General features: G+C 66.8%; 25 protein-coding genes and 1 tRNA gene. 8 read left to right on the top strand and 18 right to left on the bottom strand.

Annotated features, from left to right (window positions below):
• Positions 1 to 89 precede the first annotated feature (89 nt).
• Complete coding sequence (locus tag B4F19_RS05155; RefSeq protein WP_228176861.1) at positions 90 to 377, top strand: WXG100 family type VII secretion target; 288 nt, start codon at positions 90 to 92, stop codon at positions 375 to 377.
• A gap of 66 nt (positions 378 to 443) precedes the next feature.
• Here the strand turns inward: B4F19_RS05155 and groL are convergent, their stop codons facing one another.
• From groL to B4F19_RS05130, 5 genes are all read right to left on the bottom strand, one after another.
• Positions 444 to 2,063: a chaperonin GroEL gene (gene groL / locus B4F19_RS05150; protein ID WP_228176860.1), complete on the bottom strand. Its 1,620-nt coding sequence runs from the start codon at positions 2,061 to 2,063 to the stop codon at positions 444 to 446.
• Positions 2,064 to 2,228: 165 nt separating this feature from the next.
• Complete coding sequence (locus B4F19_RS05145) at positions 2,229 to 2,429, bottom strand: cold-shock protein (protein ID WP_228176859.1); 201 nt, start codon at positions 2,427 to 2,429, stop codon at positions 2,229 to 2,231.
• A gap of 129 nt (positions 2,430 to 2,558) precedes the next feature.
• Positions 2,559 to 3,158, bottom strand: a complete 600-nt coding sequence (locus tag B4F19_RS05140) for a LytR C-terminal domain-containing protein (RefSeq protein ID WP_292727173.1) — start codon at positions 3,156 to 3,158, stop codon at positions 2,559 to 2,561.
• Entirely contained in the window at positions 3,158 to 3,457 is a 300-nt protein-coding gene (locus B4F19_RS05135) for a DUF3263 domain-containing protein (RefSeq protein ID WP_228176857.1), read from the bottom strand. Before B4F19_RS05135 ends, B4F19_RS05140 begins: the two co-directional genes overlap by 1 nt.
• A gap of 9 nt (positions 3,458 to 3,466) precedes the next feature.
• Positions 3,467 to 4,477, bottom strand: a complete 1,011-nt coding sequence (locus tag B4F19_RS05130; RefSeq protein WP_292727171.1) for a DUF2332 domain-containing protein — start codon at positions 4,475 to 4,477, stop codon at positions 3,467 to 3,469.
• Between the two features lie 58 nt (positions 4,478 to 4,535).
• Here B4F19_RS05130 and msrB point away from each other — a divergent pair, with 58 nt between their 5' ends.
• Positions 4,536 to 4,940: a peptide-methionine (R)-S-oxide reductase MsrB gene (msrB, locus tag B4F19_RS05125; RefSeq protein ID WP_292727169.1), complete on the top strand. Its 405-nt coding sequence runs from the start codon at positions 4,536 to 4,538 to the stop codon at positions 4,938 to 4,940.
• A gap of 12 nt (positions 4,941 to 4,952) precedes the next feature.
• On the opposite strand, the gene B4F19_RS05120 is transcribed toward msrB, so the two are convergent.
• The 4 genes from B4F19_RS05120 to ppk2 all read right to left on the bottom strand — a co-directional run bounded on the left by B4F19_RS05120 (position 4,953) and on the right by ppk2 (position 8,213).
• A complete protein-coding gene (locus B4F19_RS05120) occupies positions 4,953 to 5,909 on the bottom strand; it encodes a DMT family transporter (RefSeq protein ID WP_292733156.1) in 957 nt (318 codons plus the stop codon).
• A 171-nt stretch (positions 5,910 to 6,080) separates the two neighbouring features.
• Positions 6,081 to 6,156 (bottom strand) — tRNA-Thr (locus B4F19_RS05115).
• A 40-nt stretch (positions 6,157 to 6,196) separates the two neighbouring features.
• The gene (locus tag B4F19_RS05110) at positions 6,197 to 7,147 is read right to left on the bottom strand and encodes a DsbA family protein (RefSeq protein WP_292733154.1); all 951 of its coding nucleotides are present in this window, start codon (positions 7,145 to 7,147) and stop codon (positions 6,197 to 6,199) included.
• 184 nt (positions 7,148 to 7,331) lie between these two features.
• On the bottom strand, positions 7,332 to 8,213 hold the full coding sequence (gene ppk2 / locus B4F19_RS05105) for a polyphosphate kinase 2 (RefSeq protein ID WP_375237365.1): 882 nt from the start codon (positions 8,211 to 8,213) through the stop codon (positions 7,332 to 7,334).
• Positions 8,214 to 8,403: 190 nt separating this feature from the next.
• On the opposite strand from ppk2, the gene B4F19_RS05100 reads away from it, so the two are divergent.
• The 3 genes from B4F19_RS05100 to B4F19_RS05090 all read left to right on the top strand — a co-directional run bounded on the left by B4F19_RS05100 (position 8,404) and on the right by B4F19_RS05090 (position 11,890).
• Positions 8,404 to 9,252: an NAD-dependent epimerase/dehydratase family protein gene (locus B4F19_RS05100; RefSeq protein ID WP_228176852.1), complete on the top strand. Its 849-nt coding sequence runs from the start codon at positions 8,404 to 8,406 to the stop codon at positions 9,250 to 9,252.
• A gap of 141 nt (positions 9,253 to 9,393) precedes the next feature.
• Positions 9,394 to 10,497, top strand: a complete 1,104-nt coding sequence (locus B4F19_RS05095; protein ID WP_228176851.1) for an ABC transporter ATP-binding protein — start codon at positions 9,394 to 9,396, stop codon at positions 10,495 to 10,497.
• A 79-nt stretch (positions 10,498 to 10,576) separates the two neighbouring features.
• On the top strand, positions 10,577 to 11,890 hold the full coding sequence (locus tag B4F19_RS05090; RefSeq protein ID WP_228176850.1) for a DUF4032 domain-containing protein: 1,314 nt from the start codon (positions 10,577 to 10,579) through the stop codon (positions 11,888 to 11,890).
• 10 nt (positions 11,891 to 11,900) lie between these two features.
• Here B4F19_RS05090 and B4F19_RS05085 read toward each other — a convergent pair whose 3' ends face one another.
• Together B4F19_RS05085 and B4F19_RS05080 are read right to left on the bottom strand one after the other, a co-directional pair.
• Positions 11,901 to 12,539 (bottom strand): NAD(P)-dependent oxidoreductase, encoded by a 639-nt coding sequence (locus B4F19_RS05085; RefSeq protein WP_228176849.1) that lies wholly within the window; start codon positions 12,537 to 12,539, stop codon positions 11,901 to 11,903.
• Positions 12,540 to 12,647: 108 nt separating this feature from the next.
• Positions 12,648 to 13,193, bottom strand: coding sequence for a 2-oxo acid dehydrogenase subunit E2 (locus B4F19_RS05080; RefSeq protein WP_292733176.1), 546 nt, complete (start codon positions 13,191 to 13,193; stop codon positions 12,648 to 12,650).
• Here B4F19_RS05080 and B4F19_RS05075 point away from each other — a divergent pair.
• Entirely contained in the window at positions 13,132 to 13,659 is a 528-nt protein-coding gene (locus B4F19_RS05075) for a zinc-binding dehydrogenase (protein ID WP_292727063.1), read from the top strand. The genes B4F19_RS05080 and B4F19_RS05075 overlap by 62 nt on opposite strands.
• A 33-nt stretch (positions 13,660 to 13,692) precedes the next feature.
• Here B4F19_RS05075 and B4F19_RS05070 read toward each other — a convergent pair whose 3' ends face one another.
• The 3 genes from B4F19_RS05070 to cysS form a co-directional block, all read right to left on the bottom strand.
• The gene (locus tag B4F19_RS05070) at positions 13,693 to 14,412 is read right to left on the bottom strand and encodes a helix-turn-helix domain-containing protein (RefSeq protein WP_228176841.1); all 720 of its coding nucleotides are present in this window, start codon (positions 14,410 to 14,412) and stop codon (positions 13,693 to 13,695) included.
• A 278-nt stretch (positions 14,413 to 14,690) separates the two neighbouring features.
• Positions 14,691 to 15,686 (bottom strand): 23S rRNA (guanosine(2251)-2'-O)-methyltransferase RlmB, encoded by a 996-nt coding sequence (gene rlmB, locus B4F19_RS05065; RefSeq protein WP_228176840.1) that lies wholly within the window; start codon positions 15,684 to 15,686, stop codon positions 14,691 to 14,693.
• Entirely contained in the window at positions 15,683 to 17,116 is a 1,434-nt protein-coding gene (gene cysS, locus B4F19_RS05060; protein ID WP_292733152.1) for a cysteine--tRNA ligase, read from the bottom strand. The genes rlmB and cysS overlap by 4 nt, the downstream gene beginning before the upstream one ends.
• 93 nt (positions 17,117 to 17,209) lie before the next feature.
• On the opposite strand from cysS, the gene B4F19_RS05055 reads away from it, so the two are divergent.
• The gene (locus tag B4F19_RS05055; RefSeq protein WP_228176838.1) at positions 17,210 to 17,686 is read left to right on the top strand and encodes a GNAT family N-acetyltransferase; all 477 of its coding nucleotides are present in this window, start codon (positions 17,210 to 17,212) and stop codon (positions 17,684 to 17,686) included.
• A gap of 17 nt (positions 17,687 to 17,703) precedes the next feature.
• On the opposite strand, the gene ispD is transcribed toward B4F19_RS05055, so the two are convergent.
• Both ispD and B4F19_RS05045 read right to left on the bottom strand, forming a co-directional pair.
• The gene (ispD, locus tag B4F19_RS05050; RefSeq protein ID WP_292733150.1) at positions 17,704 to 18,903 is read right to left on the bottom strand and encodes a 2-C-methyl-D-erythritol 4-phosphate cytidylyltransferase; all 1,200 of its coding nucleotides are present in this window, start codon (positions 18,901 to 18,903) and stop codon (positions 17,704 to 17,706) included.
• 31 nt (positions 18,904 to 18,934) lie between these two features.
• Entirely contained in the window at positions 18,935 to 19,417 is a 483-nt protein-coding gene (locus B4F19_RS05045; RefSeq protein ID WP_195692045.1) for a CarD family transcriptional regulator, read from the bottom strand.
• A 168-nt stretch (positions 19,418 to 19,585) separates the two neighbouring features.
• On the opposite strand from B4F19_RS05045, the gene B4F19_RS05040 reads away from it, so the two are divergent.
• Positions 19,586 to 20,050 (top strand): DNA modification methylase, encoded by a 465-nt coding sequence (locus B4F19_RS05040; RefSeq protein ID WP_228176836.1) that lies wholly within the window; start codon positions 19,586 to 19,588, stop codon positions 20,048 to 20,050.
• 74 nt (positions 20,051 to 20,124) lie between these two features.
• On the opposite strand, the gene B4F19_RS05035 is transcribed toward B4F19_RS05040, so the two are convergent.
• Positions 20,125 to 20,808 carry a response regulator transcription factor gene (locus B4F19_RS05035; RefSeq protein ID WP_228176835.1) on the bottom strand — a complete coding sequence of 228 codons (684 nt, stop codon included), beginning with the start codon at positions 20,806 to 20,808 and terminating at the stop codon, positions 20,125 to 20,127.
• Entirely contained in the window at positions 20,805 to 22,106 is a 1,302-nt protein-coding gene (locus B4F19_RS05030) for a sensor histidine kinase (protein WP_292733148.1), read from the bottom strand. The genes B4F19_RS05035 and B4F19_RS05030 overlap by 4 nt, the downstream gene beginning before the upstream one ends.
• Positions 22,107 to 22,338: the final 232 nt, after the last annotated feature.

The raw sequence follows: 22,338 nt of genomic DNA, 5'->3' as shown, positions 1-22,338 counted from the left end.
TGGCCTCTGTGAACAGGGGGTCCGCCGCCGCGCACACGCGAGCCGCGACCGTAGCGTGTCACCTACACTCACGACACCGGGAGGTTCTTGTGGCCGTCTATTCCGTCGACAGCGACGCAGTTTTTGCCGCAACGGCAGGTGTGCGGGCCACCGCAGACCGCGTCCGCGCAGAAACGCACACCATGCTCGCCCAGCTCACCGGCCTGCAGTCGCACTGGACCGGGGCGGCATCTCTTGCCTTCGCCGGCGTCATCGACCAGTGGCGCGCAGCCAACGCTCAGGTGGAGGAGGCCCTCAGCGCAATCGGCGTCGCCCTGGAAGCGGCAGGACACCAGTACGCGGATGCCGAGCAGATGACCCTCGGCCTGTTCCGCTGATCGCACCGAAAACGACCGAAGGCCCCTCCACGTGGGAGGGGCCTTCGGTGTGAAATGCAGCCGGACTCAGAAGTCCATGCCACCCGACGGGTCGGCGGGCATGGCCGGAGCCTTCTCGGGCTTGTCGGCGACGACGGCCTCGGTCGTCAGGAACAGGCCCGCGATCGACGCGGCGTTCTGCAGCGCGGAGCGCGTGACCTTCGCCGGGTCGATGATGCCCTGAGCGAAGAGGTCGCCGTACTCGCCAGTAGCGGCGTTCAGGCCGTGACCTGCGGGCAGCTCCGACACCTTGTTCGCGACGACACCCGGCTCGAGACCGGCGTTGAGTGCGATCTGCTTGAGCGGAGCCTCGATGGCGACCTTGACGATGTTCGCGCCGGTTGCCTCGTCACCGCTGAGCTCGAGCGAACCGAGCGCCTTGGTGCCGGCCTGGATGAGCGCGACGCCACCACCGGGGACGATACCCTCCTCGACGGCAGCCTTCGCGTTGCGAACGGCGTCCTCGATACGGTGCTTGCGCTCCTTGAGCTCGACCTCGGTAGCCGCTCCGGCCTTGATGACCGCAACGCCGCCGGCGAGCTTCGCCAGGCGCTCCTGCAGCTTCTCACGGTCGTAGTCGCTGTCGGTGTTGTCGATCTCGCGACGGATCTGGGTCACGCGACCCTCGATGAGCGCGGCGTCGCCGGCACCCTCGACGATCGTGGTCTCGTCCTTGGTGATGATGACCTTGCGCGCACGGCCGAGCAGGTCCAGGGTCGCGTTCTCGAGCTTGAGGCCCACCTCTTCGGTGATGACCTGGCCACCCGTGAGGATCGCGATGTCCTGCAGCTGAGCCTTGCGGCGGTCGCCGAAGCCGGGAGCCTTGACGGCAGCCGACTTGAAGATGCCACGGATCTTGTTGAGCACGAGGGTCGCGAGAGCCTCACCCTCGACATCCTCAGCGATGATCAGGAGCTCCTTGCCGTCCTGGATCACCTTGTCGACGATCGGCAGCAGGTCCTTGATGTTCGAGATCTTCTGGTTGGCGATCAGGATGTAGGGGTCTTCGAAGACCGCTTCCTGACGCTCCGGGTCGGTCACGAAGTAGGGGTTCAGGTAGCCCTTGTCGAAGCGCATACCTTCGGTCAGCTCGAGCTCGGTGCCGAACGTGTTCGACTCCTCGACGGTGACGACGCCTTCCTTGCCCACCTTGTCGATGGCTTCGGCGATCAGGGCGCCGATCTCGGGGTCAGCGGCGGAGATCGACGCGGTAGCGGCGATCTGCTCCTTGGACTCGACTTCCTTCGCACCAGCGAGCAGCTCGTCGGTGACAGCCTTGACGGCCTTCTCGATGCCCTTCTTGAGCGAAATCGGGTCGGCGCCGGCCGCGACGTTGCGCAGGCCCTCGCGCACGAGCGCCTGGGCGAGCACGGTTGCGGTCGTGGTGCCGTCACCGGCGACGTCGTCGGTCTTCTTGGCGACTTCCTTGACGAGTTCCGCGCCGATCTTCTCGTACGGGTCCTCGAGCTCGATCTCCTTGGCGATCGAAACGCCGTCGTTCGTGATCGTGGGGGCTCCCCACTTCTTCTCGAGCACGACGTTGCGGCCGCGGGGGCCGAGCGTCACCTTGACGGCGTCGGCGAGGGTGTTCAGGCCGCGCTCGAGGCCGCGACGGGCCTCCTCGTCGAAAGCGATCATCTTTGCCATGTGTGTCGTCCCTCCCGGACGGGGCTAGGTCTTAGCACTCACCGATCTGGAGTGCTAACCCATTCTGGCACTCGCCCATGGGGAGTGCAAGCCGCGCACGACGAAGACGACGAAGAGACGGATGCCGCAGCATCCGTCTCTTCTGAAACCTGGTCGACGCGGTGGCTAGACCACCCGCACCGACTCCGCCTGCGGGCCCTTCTGGCCCGTCCCGACGGTGAATTCGACCTTCTGTCCCTCTTCGAGAACGCGGAAACCGGTCATGTCGATGTTCGAGTAGTGGACGAACACGTCTTGACCGTCATCGACGGTGATGAAGCCGTATCCCTTCTCGGCGTTGAACCACTTGACGGTGCCTTGGGCCATGGGTACTCCTGATGCTGGTAGGACACCGTCATCGTATGCACCGGAATCGACCCGAAACGGTCGTAGGACGAAGTATTGACACGCGCGTCTTCACCTTGTTACGGCCCGGAAACACGCGGGCCGCGCGGGTCAGGCCGTGGGCTCGGGAGTGGGCGCACCGGCCGCGGTGCGGTCGAGGCCGATGACGATCGTGAGTTGCTTCGTGGCGCCTTCGTCGACCTCGGTTGCGGGGTCGTCGGTCGGTTGATAAATGTCGCTCTGGGCCACTGCCGCGCCGCCGATCACGTTAGCGAGGCCCAACGCCGCGGCGTAGTCAGCATCCGTCGCATAGTAGACCGTCGTCTCGGGGAAGTCGTCGGTCCCGGCCTGCCCCGCCAGGACGGTGTCGGGGACCCACCCGGCGGCGATGAGCTGGTCTTTCAGCTGCGTGGCAAGGCCGGTCTCTGGCGTCGCGTTGAGGATCAGAACCGAGTAGGACGTGTCGACGACGGGGTCCACGGTGACCGTCGGGGTGGGCTCGGGAGTGGGCTCGGGAAACAGCACGATGCGCCCAGAAACCACGAACATCGCGAAGATCCCCACCGCGATCAGGATGACAGTGGCAAGTGCCGCCCAGAAGAAGACGACTCCGCCGCGCATGTGCGGCTGCTCCGCACGGTGTGCACCGACTCGACCGACATCCTCGGGCAGGTCGTCGAATCGATCGCGCGGGAACTCGGAGTTCGGCATCAGACGATCGTACCGATGCCGCCGAGGGAAACTGTGCGCGGGCGGGCGCCAGGCTCGCCACTGGCCGCACCGGATCGATTGCTGCCACGGCCGTGCTCGCGGAGTCGGCGAAGTCGGCCCATCAGCAGCGGATCGTATGCCTGCGCATCGACCGAATCCAGCATCCGAACCAGCAACTGGTAATACCGAGCGGGCGACATGCCGAGCGTCTGGCGGATCTGTTCTTCTTTCGCCCAGCCTCGCAACCGACACGACGACTCGAAGTCGAGAATCGCGCGCTCACGCTCGTTCAGGGGCACGGTGAGAGGTTATCGGCGAGCACCGACATCCGGCGCGCGCCACTCCACCCATCCGCCGAGTGGGTCGACGACGGCGAGCGCCCGCTCGTCCATACCCAGGACGAAGCCGGGCCGGCCCGCGGCATCCGCGCCCCAGCGATCGTGGAGCCCGGGCGGATCGATGGAGATCCAGTGTGTACCGGGGCGTGCGGCGCGAAGTGCGTCTATGTGCTCGAAGACCCGCGTGCGTCCGGCTCTGGCGATGTGGGGAAGCACGCCCGGGGTGGTCACGACCAGCGTGGCGTCGCCAGGTGCTTCGGCGGCGAGCTGCGCGAGCAGGCCGTCGGCGGTGGCATCTCCTGAAATGAGCGTCGGGGGTTCCGCACGCACGACGTCGAGCGCCGCGACGATCCGCTCGCGTCGCCCCTCCTCCCCCGGCCAGACCAGCGAGGTCAGGAAGCGACGGTCGGCCTCGGATGCCGCATCCAGCGGCGCCAGGTCGATACCGGCACGCCACACGACCTCGGGCAGGTGCAGACTCGGCAGACCCCGGGCGCTGCTTCGAAGCACGACAGGTGATTGACCACCGGCCGGGTCGAGGTCTTGTCCACTCTCGTACCGGTATGAGTAGCGATCGGGGTAGAGACACAGGCCGGCGCTCGCGCCGACCTCGAGAAGCGCAATCGGGCCGTCGATGAGGCTCAGCGCGGGCAGCAGAGCTGCGCATCGCAGCGGTTCGTTGGTCTGCAGACCGCGCGCAGCGCACTCCGCCGCCACGCCGTCGATGTTCGCCGCCAGCCACTGCGACCAGGCTGCATACCCGCCTTCGGTCGCGCCCAGCATCCGGGTCACCGCGAACACGAGCGGAGGCTGACGCCGCCCCTCGGGGATACGTGCGAGCAGGCGCTGCGCGTCAGGATCGGCCGCGACGCCCCTGGCCCATTCCTCATATACGTCAGAGCGCCCCGGCGCCTCCTGCGTTGCGAAGCGGCGATAGCGTTCCGCGACACGGCCGGCCTCCGCATCCGGGGATGACACCATGCCCCCATTGTGGAACAGTCCGTCGCCACTTCGTGTTGACTTGTGGTGAGGAGGAGCAATGTCCTATCGCACCGAGAAGTCCGAGTCCGAGTGGCGCGCAGAGCTCAGCGCCGACCAGTACGCGGTTTTGCGCGAAGCGGCAACCGAGCGTCCCTGGACCGGTGAACTGCTCGACGAGAGTCGAGCCGGTCTGTACGCCTGCGCTGCGTGCGGCAACGAGCTGTTCAAGAGCGGCACGAAGTTCGACTCGCACTGCGGGTGGCCGAGCTTCTACGAGTCGGTTCGCCCCGAGGCTGTCGAACTCATCGAGGACCGCAGCCACGGCATGGTGCGCACCGAGGTGCGGTGCGCCCAGTGCGGATCCCACCTCGGCCACGTGTTCCCCGATGGATTCGGCACGCCCACCGGCGACCGGTACTGCATGAACTCGATCGCCCTGACCTTCACGCCCGAAGAGTCCTGAGCGTCCGTCACCTCACGCGCGCGCTCCGGGCCGCGTGTGAGGCCACGGCACAACCACGATGGCGACCGACGCTACGGCGATGAGAGCCACCAGCACCTCGTGCCCAAGGCCGGGGCTTGCGGGCGCCGGCCAAAACGCGTCAAGAACAAGAGCAGTCGCCAGCTGGCCGACCACCGAGCCAAGCACGAGCAACAGCACGCCCGTGCGGCGGACGAGAGCTGCCGACAGCAGGATGTACCCGACCCCCAGCGCGCCGCCCGCATAGGGCCACGGATCGCTCGGCCACCGCTCCGGCAACCCCACGATCGCCACGTGGACAGCGGCGATCAGCACGAGCGCGATCGTTCCGCCAAGAAAGTTGACGGCGGTCGCAGCTATCGCTGAGCCGGTCGCGCCGCGAAGCCGACCGTTCGTGGCCTGCTGCCAGGCAACGCCGCCCCCGGCGAGGAGCGGCAGGAGCAGCATCCACCAGGGCACCCCAGTGAGGTTCCCCCCGGTCACCGAGATCCCGACGGCGAGCAGGGCGACAGCGCCGCCGATAACCCGCCGGATCGTGACCGGGACCACGCCGGACGGCCCGTAACCGACCCGGTCGATCACGATGCCGAAGACGATCTGGCCGGCGACGAATCCGACCGTGAACAGCGACACCCCGATGATGCCGGCCGTGATGCTCTGGCTGGATACCGTGAAGGCTCCCGCGAGGCCGCCCGCCAGCATCCACCACCGGATGCCGCCAGCGCTGATGCCGTCCCGTAACGCGCGGATTCCTCGACGGCCCGCGGGCGTCAACGCCGCGATGACGGTGATGAGCACGAGGCCGGAACCGAACGAGAACGCCGCGGCGAGAGTGCTGTCGTCGATGCGGTGACCGAGTTGGCCGTTAGCTCGCACCTGAAGGGCGGTGAGGGCACCGACGAGGGCAGTACCGAGAAGCCCGAGGGCCGTCGCTGCTCTGCCGGACGTCACCGGTTCATTCTGCCGGACGGGGCGCGTGTGGAGCCGACGACGGGACGTGAACCCGTAACCGCCCGATGACAACGTCGGTGTCGGCATCCGATTGCCCTACTGGAGCCGACGACGGGACTTGAACCCGTAACCGCCCGATGACAACGTCCGGTCGGCATCCGATTGCCCTACTGGAGCCGACGACGGGACTTGAACCCGTAACCGCCCGATTACAAGTCGGGTGCGCTACCAATTGCGCCACGTCGGCAGAGCGCCCAGTCTATCGGGGCGCCGAGGTGCTCCCCGTCTCAGGGAGTGGGCGTCGGTGTCGGCGACGACGTCTGATAGTAAGCGTCGGAGTCGATCGTCAACACGAACTGGGCAAACTCCTTCGGGTCATCGAGCGCCCCGACATAGACCGAGCCGTTGACGAGCACGAGCGGTGTGCCGGTGAGTTGGATGCCCTCGGTGTCGGGGATCTCCTCGACCGCGCGCTCGGTTGCCTTCTTCGCCCACGAGAGGAAGTCGCCGTCCTCGATGCAGGCCCGCACGACCTTGGGGTTCGACACCCCGGATGCCTGCGCGATGTCGGCCAGTTCGGTGTCGGAGTACCCGTCGGCGTCGACATCCGGCTGCTGCTCCAGCAACGCGTTGTTGAACTTGAAGAACGCGTCTGATGCGTGGGTGGCGACGCACGCTGACGCTGCTGCGGCGCGCAGCGAGTACTTCGTGCCGTTGGACTTCGCCGTGAGCATCGCGACCGGGTAGTACGTCAGGCTGACCGCACCCTCGTCGACCCAGGTCGACAGCTGCGCCGCGTTGGCGAGCTGGAACTCGGCTGAGCCGGTTGAGAGGTAGTCGACATAGACCCGGATTTCGATTTCGGGCGCCTCGGTGACAACAGGGGTTGGCTCGGGGGTCGCAGCGCTTGTCGCCCCGGCCTCAGTGGACGTGCTGTCGTCGACGCCCTCTTGCGCGATGACCGCACCGTCGACGTCGGTCACCGCGAAACCGTCGGCCTTGGCAGCAGCGGGGCTGAGCGCGCTCGTCGAGGTTGTCGAGGTCACCGCCCAGGTGACCGAGACGGCGACGACGGCGACCACAGCGACGATTCCGACGCCGATGATTCCGGTACGGATGCGGCGCGCTCGCGTCTGCTTCGCGTGAACCTTCTGCGCCTTCTCGCGGACCGCTTCGCGGCGGTCGCGAGCCTCGGGCGCCGTGGGCTGCTCACCGCTGGGCGTCTGATCGCTCGACATGAAACCTCTTCACACAACAAGGGGTCGGGCTGTACCCGACAGGGGGCCGTGGCGTTGGCCGGGGGGATGTCGCTCAGGTAACGACCACCGCCCACGATGGTAGCCAGACAGCCTGGGAAAACCCCAGACATGGCGCCTCTTTAGGTGTGATGTGGCCGGGAAACCAGCACCACTCACGGTCAGGCTATTCGTCGGCCTCTTCCTGTTTGCCGCGCATCACCAACAAGGGGTCGGGCGTTCCCACAACCTCGAAATCCTTGTCGTCGTAATCGAACTGCCCGAGGAAGAACTTCATCGCGTTCACCCGAGCACGCTTCTTGTCGTTGGATCGGATGATGGTCCACGGCGCGTACTTCTTGTCGGTGCGGCGGAACATCTCCTCCTTGGCAACCGTGTACTCGGTCCACTTGTCCAGCGAGGCGATGTCCATCGGCGAGAGCTTCCACCGTCGCACCGGATCGAGTTGACGCAGCGCGAACCGCGTGCGCTGCTCGGTTCGCGAGACCGAGAACCAGAACTTCGTCAGATGGATGCCGGACTCGACCAGCATCCGTTCGAACGAGGGAGTCTGCTCCATGAACGTCTCATACTCGTCATCCGAACAGAACCCCATGACCCGTTCGACGCCGGCTCGGTTGTACCAGGACCGGTCGAACATGACGATCTCGCCCGCGGTCGGAAAGTGCTGGATGTAGCGCTGGTAGTACCACTGGCCCTGCTCGCGATCACTCGGTTTCGCCAGGGCGACGACGCGCGCAGACCGCGGGTTGAGGTGCTCGGTGAACCGTTTGATCGTGCCGCCCTTGCCCGCGGCATCCCGGCCCTCGAACAGGATGATGGCGCGGCCACCGGTGTCTTCGAGCCAGTACTGGAACTTCAGCAGCTCCACCTGCAGGCGGTACTTCTCGAGTTCGTACTCGTCGCGCGTCATCCGGTCCGCGTAGGGGTAGCCCTCCTGCCACGTGTAGACCGGATTGCCCTCGGGATCGATCAGATCGGGGTCGGGAGTGTGCCCGTCGCGCACGGTGTAGCCGTGCTCGCGCAGGTACTCGATGTAGGCCCGCATATCTCCGGCGGGGACGTTCTCGAACATGGCAGCCTCCGACGGCGCGGTCTGCATCGTGTGCGCCGTCTTCGCATTCTCACTCACCGGAGTACCTCACACGAGACCGACGTTCACCGCCCGGTGAACATCCGGTGACGATCAAGCCCCGCCGTCCCGCCGCCTCGACGATCGGGCGTGTAAGGCTGGGGTCATGAGAATTGTGGTGACCGGCTCGACCGGAAAGCTCGGAAGCGTCGTTGTTCGGGAGCTGAGCGCAGCGGGACACGAGGTGATCGGGTTCGACATCGCCGGCCGCCCCCAGCCGGGCTTCCTGCAGGTGGACCTCACCGATTACGGCCAGGTGATCGATGCCCTCGCGGGCCTTGGCGATCGCGACGACCGCGGGCTCGATGCCGTCGTTCACCTCGCGGCCATCCCGGCACCCGGCATCCGCTCCGAGGTCGCGGTCTTCCACAACAACATGGCAGCGACCTTCAACGTCTTTTGGGCGAGCGTCAGGCTCGGCATCCGTCGCCTGGTCTACGCCTCCAGCGAGACAGTGCTGGGGCTTCCCTTCGACGTGCCGCCGCCGTACGTTCCGGTGGACGAGGAGTATGAGCCTCGCCCCGAGAGCGTGTACTCGCTCGTGAAGACCCTCGAAGAGCGGATGGCGCGCGAGCTCGTGCGTTGGCATCCCGATCTGTCGATCACAGCGCTGCGGTTCTCTAACGTCATGGTTCCGGAGGACTACGCGGCCTTCCCCCGTTTCGATGAGGATGCGCGGGCCCGCAAGTGGAACCTGTGGGGCTACATCGATGCCCGCGACGGATCGCAGGCCATCGAGCGCGCACTCGAGGTCGCGCCGGCCGGGTTCGAGCAGTACATCATCGCTGCAGCCGACACCGTGATGTCGCGGCCGAACGCCGAGCTGCTCGCGGAGGTCTTCCCCGATGTGCCGGTCACCCGCGAGGTCGGACCGAACGAGACGCTGCTGTCGATTGAAAAGGCGACACGGATGCTGGGCTACGCGCCCCAGCACTCTTGGCGCGAGGGCCACTGAGCACAGCGATCCTCGGTGTTCGCTCCCAGGTGGGGGTGGCATACTGAAAGATGCGCCCGATGACGGGCGTGCGGGCCAAGCCCCCGCTCATCCTCACAACGGATCGTCCGGCACGTACCTGCCGGTGAAGGAGAAGAAGAAATGGCGTCAGTCACCTTTGACAACGCAACCCGCCTCTACCCCGGTGGAACCCGTCCCGCAGTTGACAAGCTGAACCTCGAAGTGGGCGACGGCGAGTTCCTCGTCCTGGTCGGTCCCTCGGGTTGCGGTAAGTCCACCTCGCTGCGCATGCTCGCGGGCCTTGAAGAGGTCAACTCGGGTCACATCCGCATCGGCGAGCGCGACGTCACCGATGTCCCGCCGAAGGACCGCGACATCGCGATGGTGTTCCAGAACTACGCGCTGTACCCCCACATGACCGTCGCCGAGAACATGGGCTTCGCCCTGAAGATCGCCGGCGTCAACAAGGATGAGCGCGCTTCCCGCGTTCTCGAGGCGGCGAAGCTCCTCGACCTCGAGCAGTACCTCGACCGCAAGCCGAAGGCTCTCTCGGGTGGTCAGCGTCAGCGTGTCGCGATGGGCCGCGCCATCGTGCGTCAGCCCCAGGTGTTCCTCATGGACGAGCCGCTGTCGAACCTCGACGCGAAGCTGCGCGTCCAGACCCGTACCCAGATCGCGTCGCTGCAGCGCCGCCTCGGCGTCACGACCGTGTACGTGACCCACGACCAGACAGAGGCCCTCACGATGGGTGACCGGATCGCGGTCCTCAAGGACGGCATCCTGCAGCAGGTCGGCACCCCGCGCGATCTGTACGAGGCACCGAAGAACATCTTCGTCGCCGGCTTCATCGGCTCCCCTGCCATGAACCTGTTCACCGTCGACGTGACCGAGGGCGGCGTCAACTTCGGTACGCACCTGGTGCCGGTCGAGCGCGATGTCCTCGCCAAGACGAGCGCCAAGGAGCTCACGATCGGTGTCCGCCCCGAAGACATCGAGGTCAGCCCCGCCGACGGCAAGGGCCTCTCGGTGGTCGTGGACCTCGTCGAGGAGCTCGGCGCCGACGGCTACCTCTACGGTCACGCCGACATCAACGGCAAGCGCACCGATGTCGTCGCTCGTGTCGACGGTCGCAACCACCCGAACGCCGGTGAGACCGTCGTGCTGGCTCCGGTTCTCGACCACGTTCACCTGTTCGACCTCGAGTCGGGCGAGCGCCTCTCGGAGAAGGCTGTCGCTTCGGCCTGATCACCATGACCTCGTGACGGCGCGGATGTCTCAGACGTCCGCGCCGTCACGCACGTAAGCCCTGGATGCGGAGAATCGGATGTCGTCCACGCAGCTCTCGATCACCGCGAGCACCGTCGATCCCGGACTGCTGACCCTGCCGTGGTCGGTGCCTCTCGTGGAGTGGCCGTCCGAGACGATCGTGTCGCTCCCAAAGGGCATCTCCCGTCACACCGTGCGTTTCGCGAGCCTGTCAGGTCGCGTGGTGGCGATCAAAGAGACCACCGAGGAGATGGCGCGACGCGAGTATGACATGCTCGGCAACCTCGACCGGTTGGATGCGCCGTGTGTCGACCGGGTCGCCGTCATCGCCGGACGCCGTGACGAGGACGGCGAACCGCTACCGGCCGCCCTGGTCACCTCTCACCTGAAGTTCTCCCTCCCGTACCGCGCCCTGTTCACCCAGGTGCTGCGGCCGACTACCGCAACCCGACTGGTCGACGCCCTCGCGGTGCTGCTGGTGCGCCTCCACAATGTCGGGTTCTTCTGGGGCGATGTGTCGCTGTCGAACACGCTCTTCCGCCGCGACGCGGGAGCCTTCGCCGCCTATCTCGTGGACGCAGAGACCGGCGAGCTGCACGAGAACGGACTCACGCCCGGGCAGCGCGAGCACGACCTCGACGTCGCGCGCACCAACATCGCCGGCGAGATCATGGACCTCGAGGCCGGCGGACGCCTTGAGGGTGGTGTCGACGCCGTCGAGATCGCCGACGGGATCATGAGCGCATACCGGTCCCTGTGGCGGGAGCTCACCGAGATCGAGACGTTCGAGGCACGAGAGGCCTGGCGCATCACCGAGCGCGTCGAACGCCTCAACGAACTCGGCTTCGACATCGGTGAGATGTCGATGCAGACAACGGCCGACGGAACCCGCGTGTCCATCCAGCCCAAGGTCGTGGATGCCGGTCACCACCAGCGCCGCCTCATCCGTCTCACCGGGCTCGACGTCGAAGAGAACCAGGCGCGGCGGCTGCTGAACGACCTCGATGAGTTTCACGCACGCGGTTCACGCGCGGGCGATGACGAAGAGATGGTGGCGCACGAATGGCTCACCCGGGTCTTCGAACCCGTCATCCGCGCCATCCCCTTCGACCTGCGCTCCAAGCTCGAACCGGCGGAGGTGTACCACCAGTTCCTGGAGCACCGGTGGTACATGTCGCAGGCGCGCGGGCAGTCAGTGCCCGTCGCCGAGGCTGTCACGAGCTACATCGACGACGTGCTCAGATTCCGCCGCGACGAAGCAACAGTGATGGGGCCACCCACCGACACTCTCGCCATTCCGATCGTGACGGATGCGGTCCCGGTGACCCGCAGCCCGTCGACCGGTCCCACCGACTGGCGGGACCTGGTCTAAGGGTGCGCGGTCAGTAGCCCACGGTGAAGCGGCCGCGCACGTGCTGCGGGTTCTCGATCTCGTCGAGTACCGCCACGGCAAGGTCAGCTCCCGAGATGAAGGATTCGCCGTCGGCATCCGTCACGATGACGTCGCCGCCGGTGCGGTACTTCCCGGTGCGCTCCCCCGGGTTCCACGCGCCGAAGCCGCCGGCCGGGTGCACGAAGAACCAGTCGCGACCCGAACTGTCGGCCTGCAGGTCTTCGAGGATGTCGATGGCTTCCTGCGCTTCGGGTTTGAACTCGTCGGGAAAGCCGCTGTCGATCACACGCGGCCCGCCAGGGGCCACGAGGCTCCCGCCAGCACCGCCGATGATTCCGATGCGCACGTCACCGGGGAGCACTGACAGCAACTGCTGGATCGCCGGGCGGACCTTTCCGAGCATGTCTCCGCGACCGGGGACCGCGCTGACCACGACATCGACGCCCGCAAGCTCGGCGACCAGACCTGGGACATCGAGCAGGGTGCCCTCGATGTAGGTGGCGCCGTGGATCCGCTCTGCCGGCGCGACGCGCGCGACCGATACGACAGTGTGGCCGCGGTCGACCGCTTCCTTGACGATGTGGGAGCCGGCGTAGCCGGTTCCTCCGAGAACTGCGATGCGGGCCATGGTGATCCTTCCGTCGATGGGCTGCGGGGGCAGTCGATGGAGCCAACGGCGGATGATGTGCGCCGTATTCCATCCTGCCGCTGTGACAAGTCTCGCGCGGCGCTGCCCTCAGATGAGGATGGAGACGGGGTTCTCGATCCGTCGCTGGAACGCGGCAAGCCACTGCGCTGCCAGTGCACCGTCGAGCACTCGGTGGTCGGCAGAGAGCGTCACGGTCATCATCGTGGCGACCTCGAGAACATCATCCGCACCGACGACCGGCCGCTTCTCGGCCGCTCCGACAGCGAGGATGCCCGCGTGGGGCGGATTCAGGATCGCCGAGAACTCGCTCGTGCCGTACATCCCGAGGTTCGACACCGAGAACGAGCCACCCTCGAGCTCGTGCTGCTTGATCCGGCCCGCGCGCGCCCGATCGGCGAGGTCGCGGATCGCGGCGCTCAGTTCGCTGAGCGGCATCCGGTCGACTCCGCGCACGACGGGTGTGAGAAGCCCCCCGTCGACAGAAACGGCTACCGCGATCTCCACCGAGGAGAACTGCCGCGTCGCGTCTGGCATCCAGATGGCGTTGGCTTCGGGGACCTCGCGTAGGGCGGTGGCCACCGCTTTCACCACCAGGTCGTTGACCGAGACCTTGGCGGCATGGGCCGCGTTGATCTGGCGGCGGGCACTCGGGGCCGCAGATACCCTGCAGGCCGGAGGCCAGAGCCTGAGCGAAGCGCTCAGCGAACGCGGGATCGTCCCCGATGTCTTCTTCGAGGTTTCGGGGTCTGCGCCGGGCCTCGCGTCGGTGCTCGAAGCTGCCAGCCCGGGCGCAACGATCGTTCCCGTCGGCATCCAGCGCGGTGAGCCGGGGCTGCCGCTCGGCTCGTGGACCCTTCGCGAGTACACGATCGTGGGCACCGTCGCGCACGTGTACCGGGACGACATCCCCGAAGCCGTCCGACTGCTCGCAGAGCGCGGTGACTGGACGGATGTCGCCGCCGAAGTCCTCCCCCTGAGTGAGGTCGTGGACGGGGCGCTCCAGCCGCTACTGAGCGGGGCTCCCGGTCAGGTCAAGACACTGATCGACCCCTGGACCGAGCACCGCAGAGCAGCCGTCCACGGCCGCGCACAGGCCTGACGCGAGCGACCCGCGCAGGCTCCGTCAACCGGATCAGGGCAGTCGTTCCATCGCGCGCAACACGTCGACGGCGGATGCCGGAACAGCGGGCTGAGATGCGGCCCCGGGAGCCACGGGCAGCGTCTCGTTCTGGGGCCTGCGGCCGAACACGAACCATACGCCGCGAGCAATGGTGTCCGAGTGGTTCACGAACAAGTGCGGCCGCATGGAGTCAAAGCTCAGCGAGTCGCCCGGGCCAAGCACATAGGTGTCGAAATCCAGTTGCAGCGTGAGTTCACCCTCGAGAAGGTAGGCGTACTCGACCCCGGCGTGGCGCATGAGCCGGTCCTCCACCGAACTGCTCGCCCCGGGCTGGTAGGTCACCAGGAGCGCATCGGCAGGACCGCCGGGAACACTCGCGAGCTTCTCCCAGCGAACGCCGTTCTCCATCTCGATCACGGGGTACTCTGCAGCGCGCCGGACGGTCGAAGCGTCCGGCGCTGCGGGGGCCGGGGCAACGGGCGAGGGGCCCGCGGTGGGAACGTTACCGACCAGCTCGTCCAGCGACACTCCGAGGTGGTTCGCCATGGCGAACAGTGTCGACACTGAGGGCTGCGTCTTACCGATCTCGACCTGCGAGATCAGCGACGCCGAAACTCCGAGCGCTTGCGCGAGCGAGCGAAGGCTCATTCCCTTCGCGGTGCGCACCTCGCGGAGCTTGGCTCCCAGGCCCTCGGTCATGATCTCCCACCAGCGCGGCCACTGGTCAGCCACGAACGTCCGCTCATTCTAGGGCAGGACATGCGCACGACCTCGGACCGCCGCGTCTCACACCAGGACGGTTCCCCGGTCGACCGGCAGGTTGACCGCGGAAACGCCGCGGTTGCGCAATAGGAATTGCGTAGCATCCACCACGTCGGCCATCGTCGCGAGCTTGCCCCCCGGAGTGTGTCGTTCGTATTGCTCCAAGAAGGACTGATACGGCGCAGCATTCAGGGTGCGCAGCGGCGGCGTCGATCTCGGCGCCGCCGCTGCGCTCTCCTCGGCCCGGTCTAGTCGGCCCGCAGCGTCGATACCTGGTACAGCGCGACGGATGCCGCGATTCCGGCGTTCAGGGACTCGGTGGCCGCCGAGATGGGAATCGACACGATCTGGTCGCACGTCTCGGTTACCAGGCGTGAGAGCCCCTTGCCCTCCGAGCCGACGACGATCACGACGGGGCGATCGGCGAGCTCAAGCGCGGGAAGTGACACGTCGCCGTCACCGTCGAGGCCGAGCACGAATACACCCTGCTTCTTGAACTCCTTGAGGGTTGTGGTGAGGTTCGGGGCGATGGCCACGGGGATGCGAGCTGCTGCTCCGGCTGAGGTCTTCCACGCCGCCGAGTTGACCCCGGCCGAGCGGCGCTGTGGAATGATGACGCCCTGGCCGCCGAAGGCCGCAGTAGATCGGATGATGGCGCCGAGGTTTCGCGGATCGGTCACGCCGTCCAGCGCGACAAGCAGCGGCAGCTGCCCCGTCTCGATCACGTTCTCCAGCAGGTCCTGGGGATGCGCGTACTCGTACGGCGGCACCTTGAGCGCCACGCCCTGGTGCACGCCGTCGAAACCTGCCATCCGGTCAAGTTCGGGCCTCGTGACCTCGAGCACGGGAATCTCTCGGTGCGCCGCGATCGACAGCATCTCCTTGACGCGGTCATCCATCTCCACGCGCTGGGCGATGTAGAACGCGGTGGCCGGGATGCGCGTTCGCAGCGCCTCCAAGACGGAGTTGCGTCCCGTCACGGTCTCGGTGTCATCGCTCTGCTTCGGACGACCACCCCGGTTCGGGTTCGAGCCCGCGACGCGCGCCCCGGGCCGCCCCGTGCCTCCGGCGGCGGCGTAACGTTCCTGCGCAGCCTTGCGTTTGCCGGCGACGTGCCAACTGCGGTCCTCGGCCTTGGGGGTCGGGCCCTTGCCTTCGAGGGACTTGCGGCCCTGGCCGCCCGAGCCCTTGGTTGCCCCCTTCTTGGTGGACTTGCGTGCGCCGGGGCGCCCTGGCTTGCTCATGCGATGCTCCAATGCGTTCCGTCGGGCCCATCTTCGAGCGTGACTCCGGCAGCCGCGATCGCGTCGCGAATGCGGTCGGCCGCGGCCCAGTCTTTTTCTGCGCGCGCGCGAGCGCGCTGCTCGATGAGTTCCTGCAGCAGAGCATCCAGCGCCGGAGCCTCCGGGCCCGATCGTGATGCCCACTGCGGGTCGAGAGGGTTGAGTCCGAGGATGCCGGTCAGTCTGGCAACCTCGCCCGCCAGCGCTCGTGCCGTCTCGGCGTCGCCGGCATCGAGTGCGGTGTTGCCTTCGCGGACTCGCTCGTGGACGATCGCCAGGGCCTGCGGCACGCCGAGGTCGTCATCCATTGCCGCGGCGAACGCCGAATCGATCACCGATGTCTCCACGAGGGCTCCGTGCCGAGCGACCCGCTCGAGGAAGGTCCGGATGCGGCCAAGCGCTGCCTCGGCCTCGTCGAAGGACTTAGCCGAGAGATCGAGGCTCGATCGATAGTGGGCGGCGGCCAGGGCATACCGCACGACGAGGGGATCGTGCTCGGCCAGCACGTCCCGTGCGAGCACGAAGTTTCCGAGCGACTTCGACATCTTCTGGCCCTCGACAGTGACCAGTCCGTTGTGCACCCAGTAGCGGGCGAACCCGTCGCCTGCCGCACTGGACTGGGCGAGTTCGTTCTCGTGGTGCGGGAAGCGCAGGTCGAGGCCACCGCCGTGGATGTCGAACTCGTCGCCCAGGTAGCGGCGCGCCATGGCCGAGCACTCGATGTGCCATCCGGGGCGCCCCCGCCCCCACGGCGAATCCCACGTGGCATCCGCGGGTTCGTCAGACTTCGCGCCCTTCCAGAGCGCGAAGTCGCGCACGTCGCGCTTGCCCCGCGGATCGGCATCAGCGGCCGGCGCCATGTCGTCGATCGACTGACGCGTCAGCTCGCCGTATTCAGCCCACGAGCGCACGTCGAAGTACACGTCACCGGCAGCGTCAGTCCCCGGCTCGGCCGCGTAGGCGTGACCCGTGCTGATCAGCTGATCGATGAGCGCGATCATCTGCGGGATCGATCCGGTAGCCCGCGGCTCGTACGTCGGCGGGAGGATGCCGATCGCAGCATAGGCGGCGGCGAATTCCTGCTCGACCCGGTAGGCCAGCGCCCACCAGGGCTCTGACCCGGTGGCGTTATCGAGCACTTTGTCGTCGATGTCAGTGACATTGCGCACGAAGGTCACGCGGCCATGGCGATGGGCGAGCCAGCGGCGCAGGATGTCGAAGGCAAGGCCACCACGCAGGTGGCCGATGTGCGGCCCGGACTGCACGGTGGGCCCGCACACATAGACGGTGACATTGCCCGGATCCAGCGGCGCGAAAACGCGGAGTTGCTGAGCGCGGGTGTCGTAAAGCTGCAGAGCGCCCTGCCTCTCAGCCGTCACCGCATCCGTCATCCCTTCAGCCTACCGGCGGGGCCCTCGGAAGCCGCCGTGGTGCCACGCAGCCGGCGCCCCGGACAAGCGGGGATCTGGGGTAGAACTGTGGACGTGCCCTCCTCTTCCGCAGCGCTCGACATCCGCCTCGATGACCTCAGCGGCGAGCCGACCCGAGCGCTGATCGCCGCTCACCTGTCGGACATGCGCTCGATCTCGCCCGAGGAGAGTTGCCACGCTCTGGATCTCAGCGGGCTCGAGCAGCCCTCCGTCCAGGTGTGGTCGGCGTGGGTCGCCGGCGAGCTTGCCGGCGTCGGCGCGCTTGCTCAGCTCGACGAAGACAACGGCGAGCTCAAGTCGATGCGTGTCGCAGACAGCCATCGTGGCACGGGTATCGGGCGCGCGATGCTCGAGCACCTGATCGACCAGGCGCGCCGTCGCGGCATGTCGGCGCTGTGGCTCGAGACGGGCTCGACGCCGGAGTTTCTGCCGGCGCAGCGACTCTATGAGTCGGCGGGCTTCGCACGCTGCGAGCCGTTCGGCAGCTACGTGCTCGACCCGTACTCCCTCTTCATGACGAAGAAGCTGTAGCAGCGCGCAAATCCGAACTAACGCGCGGGGACCACCAGCGCGACCGCGAAGGCCGCGACGCCCTCGCCGGCGCCGGTGAAACCGAGCCCGTCAGTCGTTGTGGCCGAGACCGACACAGGGGCACCGCCGAGGGCCCGTGAGAGCACAGCCTCTGCCTCGGCACGACGCCCAGCGAGTCGTGGCCGGCGCGCCTGAACCTGGACCGAGACGTTGCCGACACGCAAACCCGCCTCGCCGAGCAGCGCAAGAGTCCTGCCCAGAAAGGCCTCAGCGTGGGCCCCGCCGTACTCCGGACGGTCGGTGCCGAAGTGGGTGCCGATGTCGCCGAGCCCGGATGCCGCCAGGAGCGCGTCGACGATCGCATGAGCCACCGCGTCTCCGTCTGAGTGTCCCGACAACGCCTGCTCGCCCGGCCACTCGAGCCCGGCGAGCCACAGCGATCCGTCACCGCCGAAGGCGTGGACATCGGTTCCGATACCCACGCGCGGCAGCGCCGGCTCACCCAGCGGTGCAGCGGACGTCGGTAGGGGCGAAACGAGGGCGCGCGCTCGGTCGAGATCGGCGCGGGTTGTGATCTTGAACGCGATAGCGTCGCCGGCAACCGTCGTTGTGGCGTGCCCGGCCGCGGCGACAACTGCCGCGTCATCCGTGTACTCCTGGTCCGCAGCAGCGTATGCAGTCTCCAAGATGCGGCGAGGAAACCCTTGCGGCGTCTGCGCGGCGGTGAGGCGAGACCTGTCGACCACACCCACGATTGCTTCCCCGTCCATCTGCCGGATCGTGTCGACCACAGGCATCACCGGAACGACGCCGGTGGCGCCGGCCTCGAGCTTCTCGATCACTCGCTCGAAGACGCCGGGTGGCGTGAGTGCCCGCGCGGCGTCGTGCACGAGCACGTACTCGACGTCGCCCCAGAGCGCAGCAAGGCCAGCCGCCACGGATGCCTGCCTCGTGGCGCCGCCGGCGACAGCGCTCACCAGATCCCGCCGCTCCCCGGCGGCTTCCTCCGCATCCGTCAGCGCATCGCCCTCGAGGCCGCTGGGTGCGACGACGATGACCTGCATCGGCGGGGCTGCGAAGATGCCGCGCAGGGCATGGCGCAGAATGGTGTGATCGTCCAGCCCCACGAAGGCCTTCGGGACACCGGCATCAAGCCGCGTACCCGACCCCGCAGCGACGACGATCACCGCAACGCGCGGAACCGGGATGATGCTCACGGATGCCACGCTACCGCGAGGCAGCACGGTCTCAGGAGGCGAGAACCTCGTCGAGCAGGACGCTGGCCTTCTCTTCGTCGGTCTTCTCTGCAAGCGCAAGCTCGGAGATGAGGATCTGCTTGGCCTTGGCCAGCATCCGCTTCTCACCAGCCGACAGGCCACGATCCTGATCGCGGCGCCACAGGTCGCGGACGACCTCACTCACCTTGATGACATCGCCCGACGCGAGCTTCTCGAGGTTCGCCTTGTATCGGCGAGACCAGTTCGTGGGCTCCTCGGTGAACGGCGCGCGCAGCACGTCGAACACGCGCTCGAGACCGTCCTTGCCGATCACATCACGGACGCCGACCAGGTCGACGTTCTCAGCCGGGACCTCGATGATCAGATCGCCTTGAGTGACGTTGAGTTTCAAGTACTTCTTGGTCTCGCCTTTGATGACGCGTTCCTTGACCTCGATGATTGTTGCGGCCCCGTGGTGCGGGTAGACAACCGTCTCGCCAACCTCAAAAAGCATGGAGTTATGTTCCTTTCGGCAAACTCCAGAATACCACAGGGCCCATACGCTAGAGTTCGCCACCCACTCTTCGACCCCGGGCGGAAGTGAGCTTCAGGGAGGCGTAAGCCGACGGTGCGCAACCCCGTAGAATGCATCGTGAAGCCGTCATCCGCTCAAGGAGGATCCGTGAAATCGCGCCTCATCGCGTCGCTCGTTGTGGGCGCAGCCCTCGTCCTCGGAACCTCGGGGTGCAGCCTGATCTCCGCGCACGCGACGACGATCGAGTACTCGCCCGCCGAGGGAACCAACGTCCCCGACGAGTCCGGTCCCCTGCAGGTTCGCAACACGATGATCGTCGCGAACGACGAGGGCACCGAAGGCAACTTCCTCGCCGCCATCATCAACAGCACGGACGAGACGTACGTTCTGAACATCGACTTCGCCGATGGTGTGACAGAACAGGTCATCGTTCCGGCGGGCACCGTCAAGAGCCTCGGCGAGAACGCCGATCCGATTCTGATCCGCGACCTGAACACCCCGCCCGGAGCGACGCTGTCGGCATCATTCCAGTCCGGTGAGGGCGTCACCTCCGTCATCTCGGTGCCGGTATTCAACGGCGACCTCGAATACCTCGCACCCTTCGTGCCCTGAGTCTTCCCGGAACCACAACGTCGGCCCCGCCTCTGTCGAGAGCGGGGCCGACGTGGTTTTGAGGTCGTGGCGGGTCAGGACTCAAAGCGATAGCCGAGCCCGCGGACTGTCACGAGCATGGTCGGATCGCTCGGGTTCTTCTCGATGCGTGAGCGGATGCGCTTGATGTGGACATCCAGTGTCTTCGTGTCGCCGAAGTAGTCGGTTCCCCACACCCGGTCGATGAGCTGACCACGCGTGAGCACCCGGCCCGCGTTGCGCATGAGCACCTCGAGGAGCTCGAATTCCTTCAGCGGCATGCTGATCTCGCTGCCGTCGACCGAGACGGTGTGCCGGTCGATGTCCAGCGTCACGCGCCCTCCTTCGAGGATGCGGTCGTCGAGGTCCGCCTCGGCGGTGGAGAGCCTGCGCAGCACTGCGCGCATCCGTGCGAGCAGTTCCCGAGCCGAATAGGGCTTGGTCACATAGTCGTCAGCGCCGAGCTCGAGTCCCACGACGATATCGACCTCGGAGTCCTTCGCCGTGAGCATGATGATCGGAACAGACGACGAGGCGCGCAGTTGCCGACATACCTCGGTGCCGGGCATCCCGGGAAGCATGAGATCGAGCAACACGATGTCGGCGCCGAACTCACGGAACGAGGCGAGGGCGGCGGCTCCATCCTCGGCGATCTCGACCTCATAACCCTCCCGGCGCAGCAAGTACGCGAGCGGGTCGGCGAGGTCGGGTTCGTCCTCGACAAGTAGGACGCGAGTCATGCGGTTTCTCCGTTTCCTTCTCGGGCAGCGATGCCACTTCTGTCCGGTGTTCCGGTCCGATCGAGCGCGACGTGGACCGCACCCTCGGTCAGCACGGCATCCGAGCCCTGCAGTTTGGTCTTCTTCTTGACCTTCTTCTCCTTTCGAACCCGCTTTCGGGGCGGCTCGTCGTGAGGAGACTCGATCAGAGGAAGCCGAATGGTGAACGTCGAGCCGCGGCCCTCGCGCGACCACAGGCGCACGTCGCCGCCATGGCGCTGTACGGCGTGCTTGACGATCGCCAACCCCAGGCCGGTTCCTCCGGTACGGCGCGAGCGAGCTTGATCTGCGCGGTAGAACCGTTCGAAGACGCGGTCCTGGTCTTCCTCGGAGATTCCGATTCCTCGGTCGGTGACGGCGATCTCGACGACGCCGTCCGCCGCTTTGACACCGATTCCTACGCTTGAGCCCTTCGGGGAGTAGGCGATGGCGTTGGCGATCAGGTTGCCCACGGCTTCGCTCAGCACCTGGGCATCGCCGCGAACGAACAGACCCCGTGTGCCGCCGCGGACGAGTTGCACGCCCGCGGAGTCGGCTTGGACGGCGTGAGCTTCGACGGCAGACGCGATGATCTCGTCGATCGAAGCGTCCCGCTCATCGTTGAGCTCATCGGCTGCCTGCAGGCGCGAGAGGTTCATGATGCGAGAGGTGAGGGTTGCCAGTCGCGTCGCCTCGGCAGACAGGCGCGAGGCGAACACCCGTACTTGGGCAGGGTCGTCGGATGCCGACTCGATGGCCTCGGCTAGCAGGCTCACCGCGCCCACCGGGGTCTTCAGCTCGTGGCTCGTATTGGACACGAAGTCCCGTCGCATCTGCTCGACCCGCTCTTTCTCGGTGATATCGCGCAGCACGAGCAGCATGAGTCGGGAAGTGAGGGGCGTCGCCCGTACGGTGACCAGACGTGACTCCCCCGGCCCGGTGCCGCGGCGAATGCGAAATGTCGCGTTCGACGCTGCGTCGGCATCGCTGACCCGGCGCGCGACGCCGCGCAACTCGGCAGTGGGCAGCATGCTTCCCTCGGTCAGGTCGAAGGGCGCCGCGGATGCCGATGCCGCGATGATGACGCCGGCCGAATCGAGGACGACCGCGGGATCGTCGAGTCCGTGGAGGACCACTCGCGCACCCTCGGGAACATCCATGCCGGCGCCGTACTCGGCGCGCTCGCGAGCCCGCAGCGCCAACAGGATGAGGGTAGCCAGACCCGCACCGATCAGCAGCCCCACCAGGAGGCCGAGCAGGGCGATCTGCGCAGGTTGCATGGAAACAGCGTACGGGCGGCCCGGAGGACGACATTGCGAGCGGTGCTCGCGCCCACCTCGGGCGCGTCACTATTCACCGGAGCGGCACTGTCCGTTAACCTTCGGTGGCGAGAATCACTGGGTCGTCTGGCGTCTGCCGGTCGCAACACACGAAAGGGATCGGAATGCGCGAAGTCTTCCACCAGTCGCTCGAAGATGTGCAGAACCGTCTCGTTGAGATCTCCGGGATGGT

It is taken from the genome of Microbacterium sp. UBA1097 (assembly GCF_002313585.1).
GTDB lineage: Bacteria > Actinomycetota > Actinomycetes > Actinomycetales > Microbacteriaceae > Microbacterium.
Note: the sequence above shows the minus strand (reverse complement) of the source record. Positions and strands in the feature narration are given on the sequence as shown.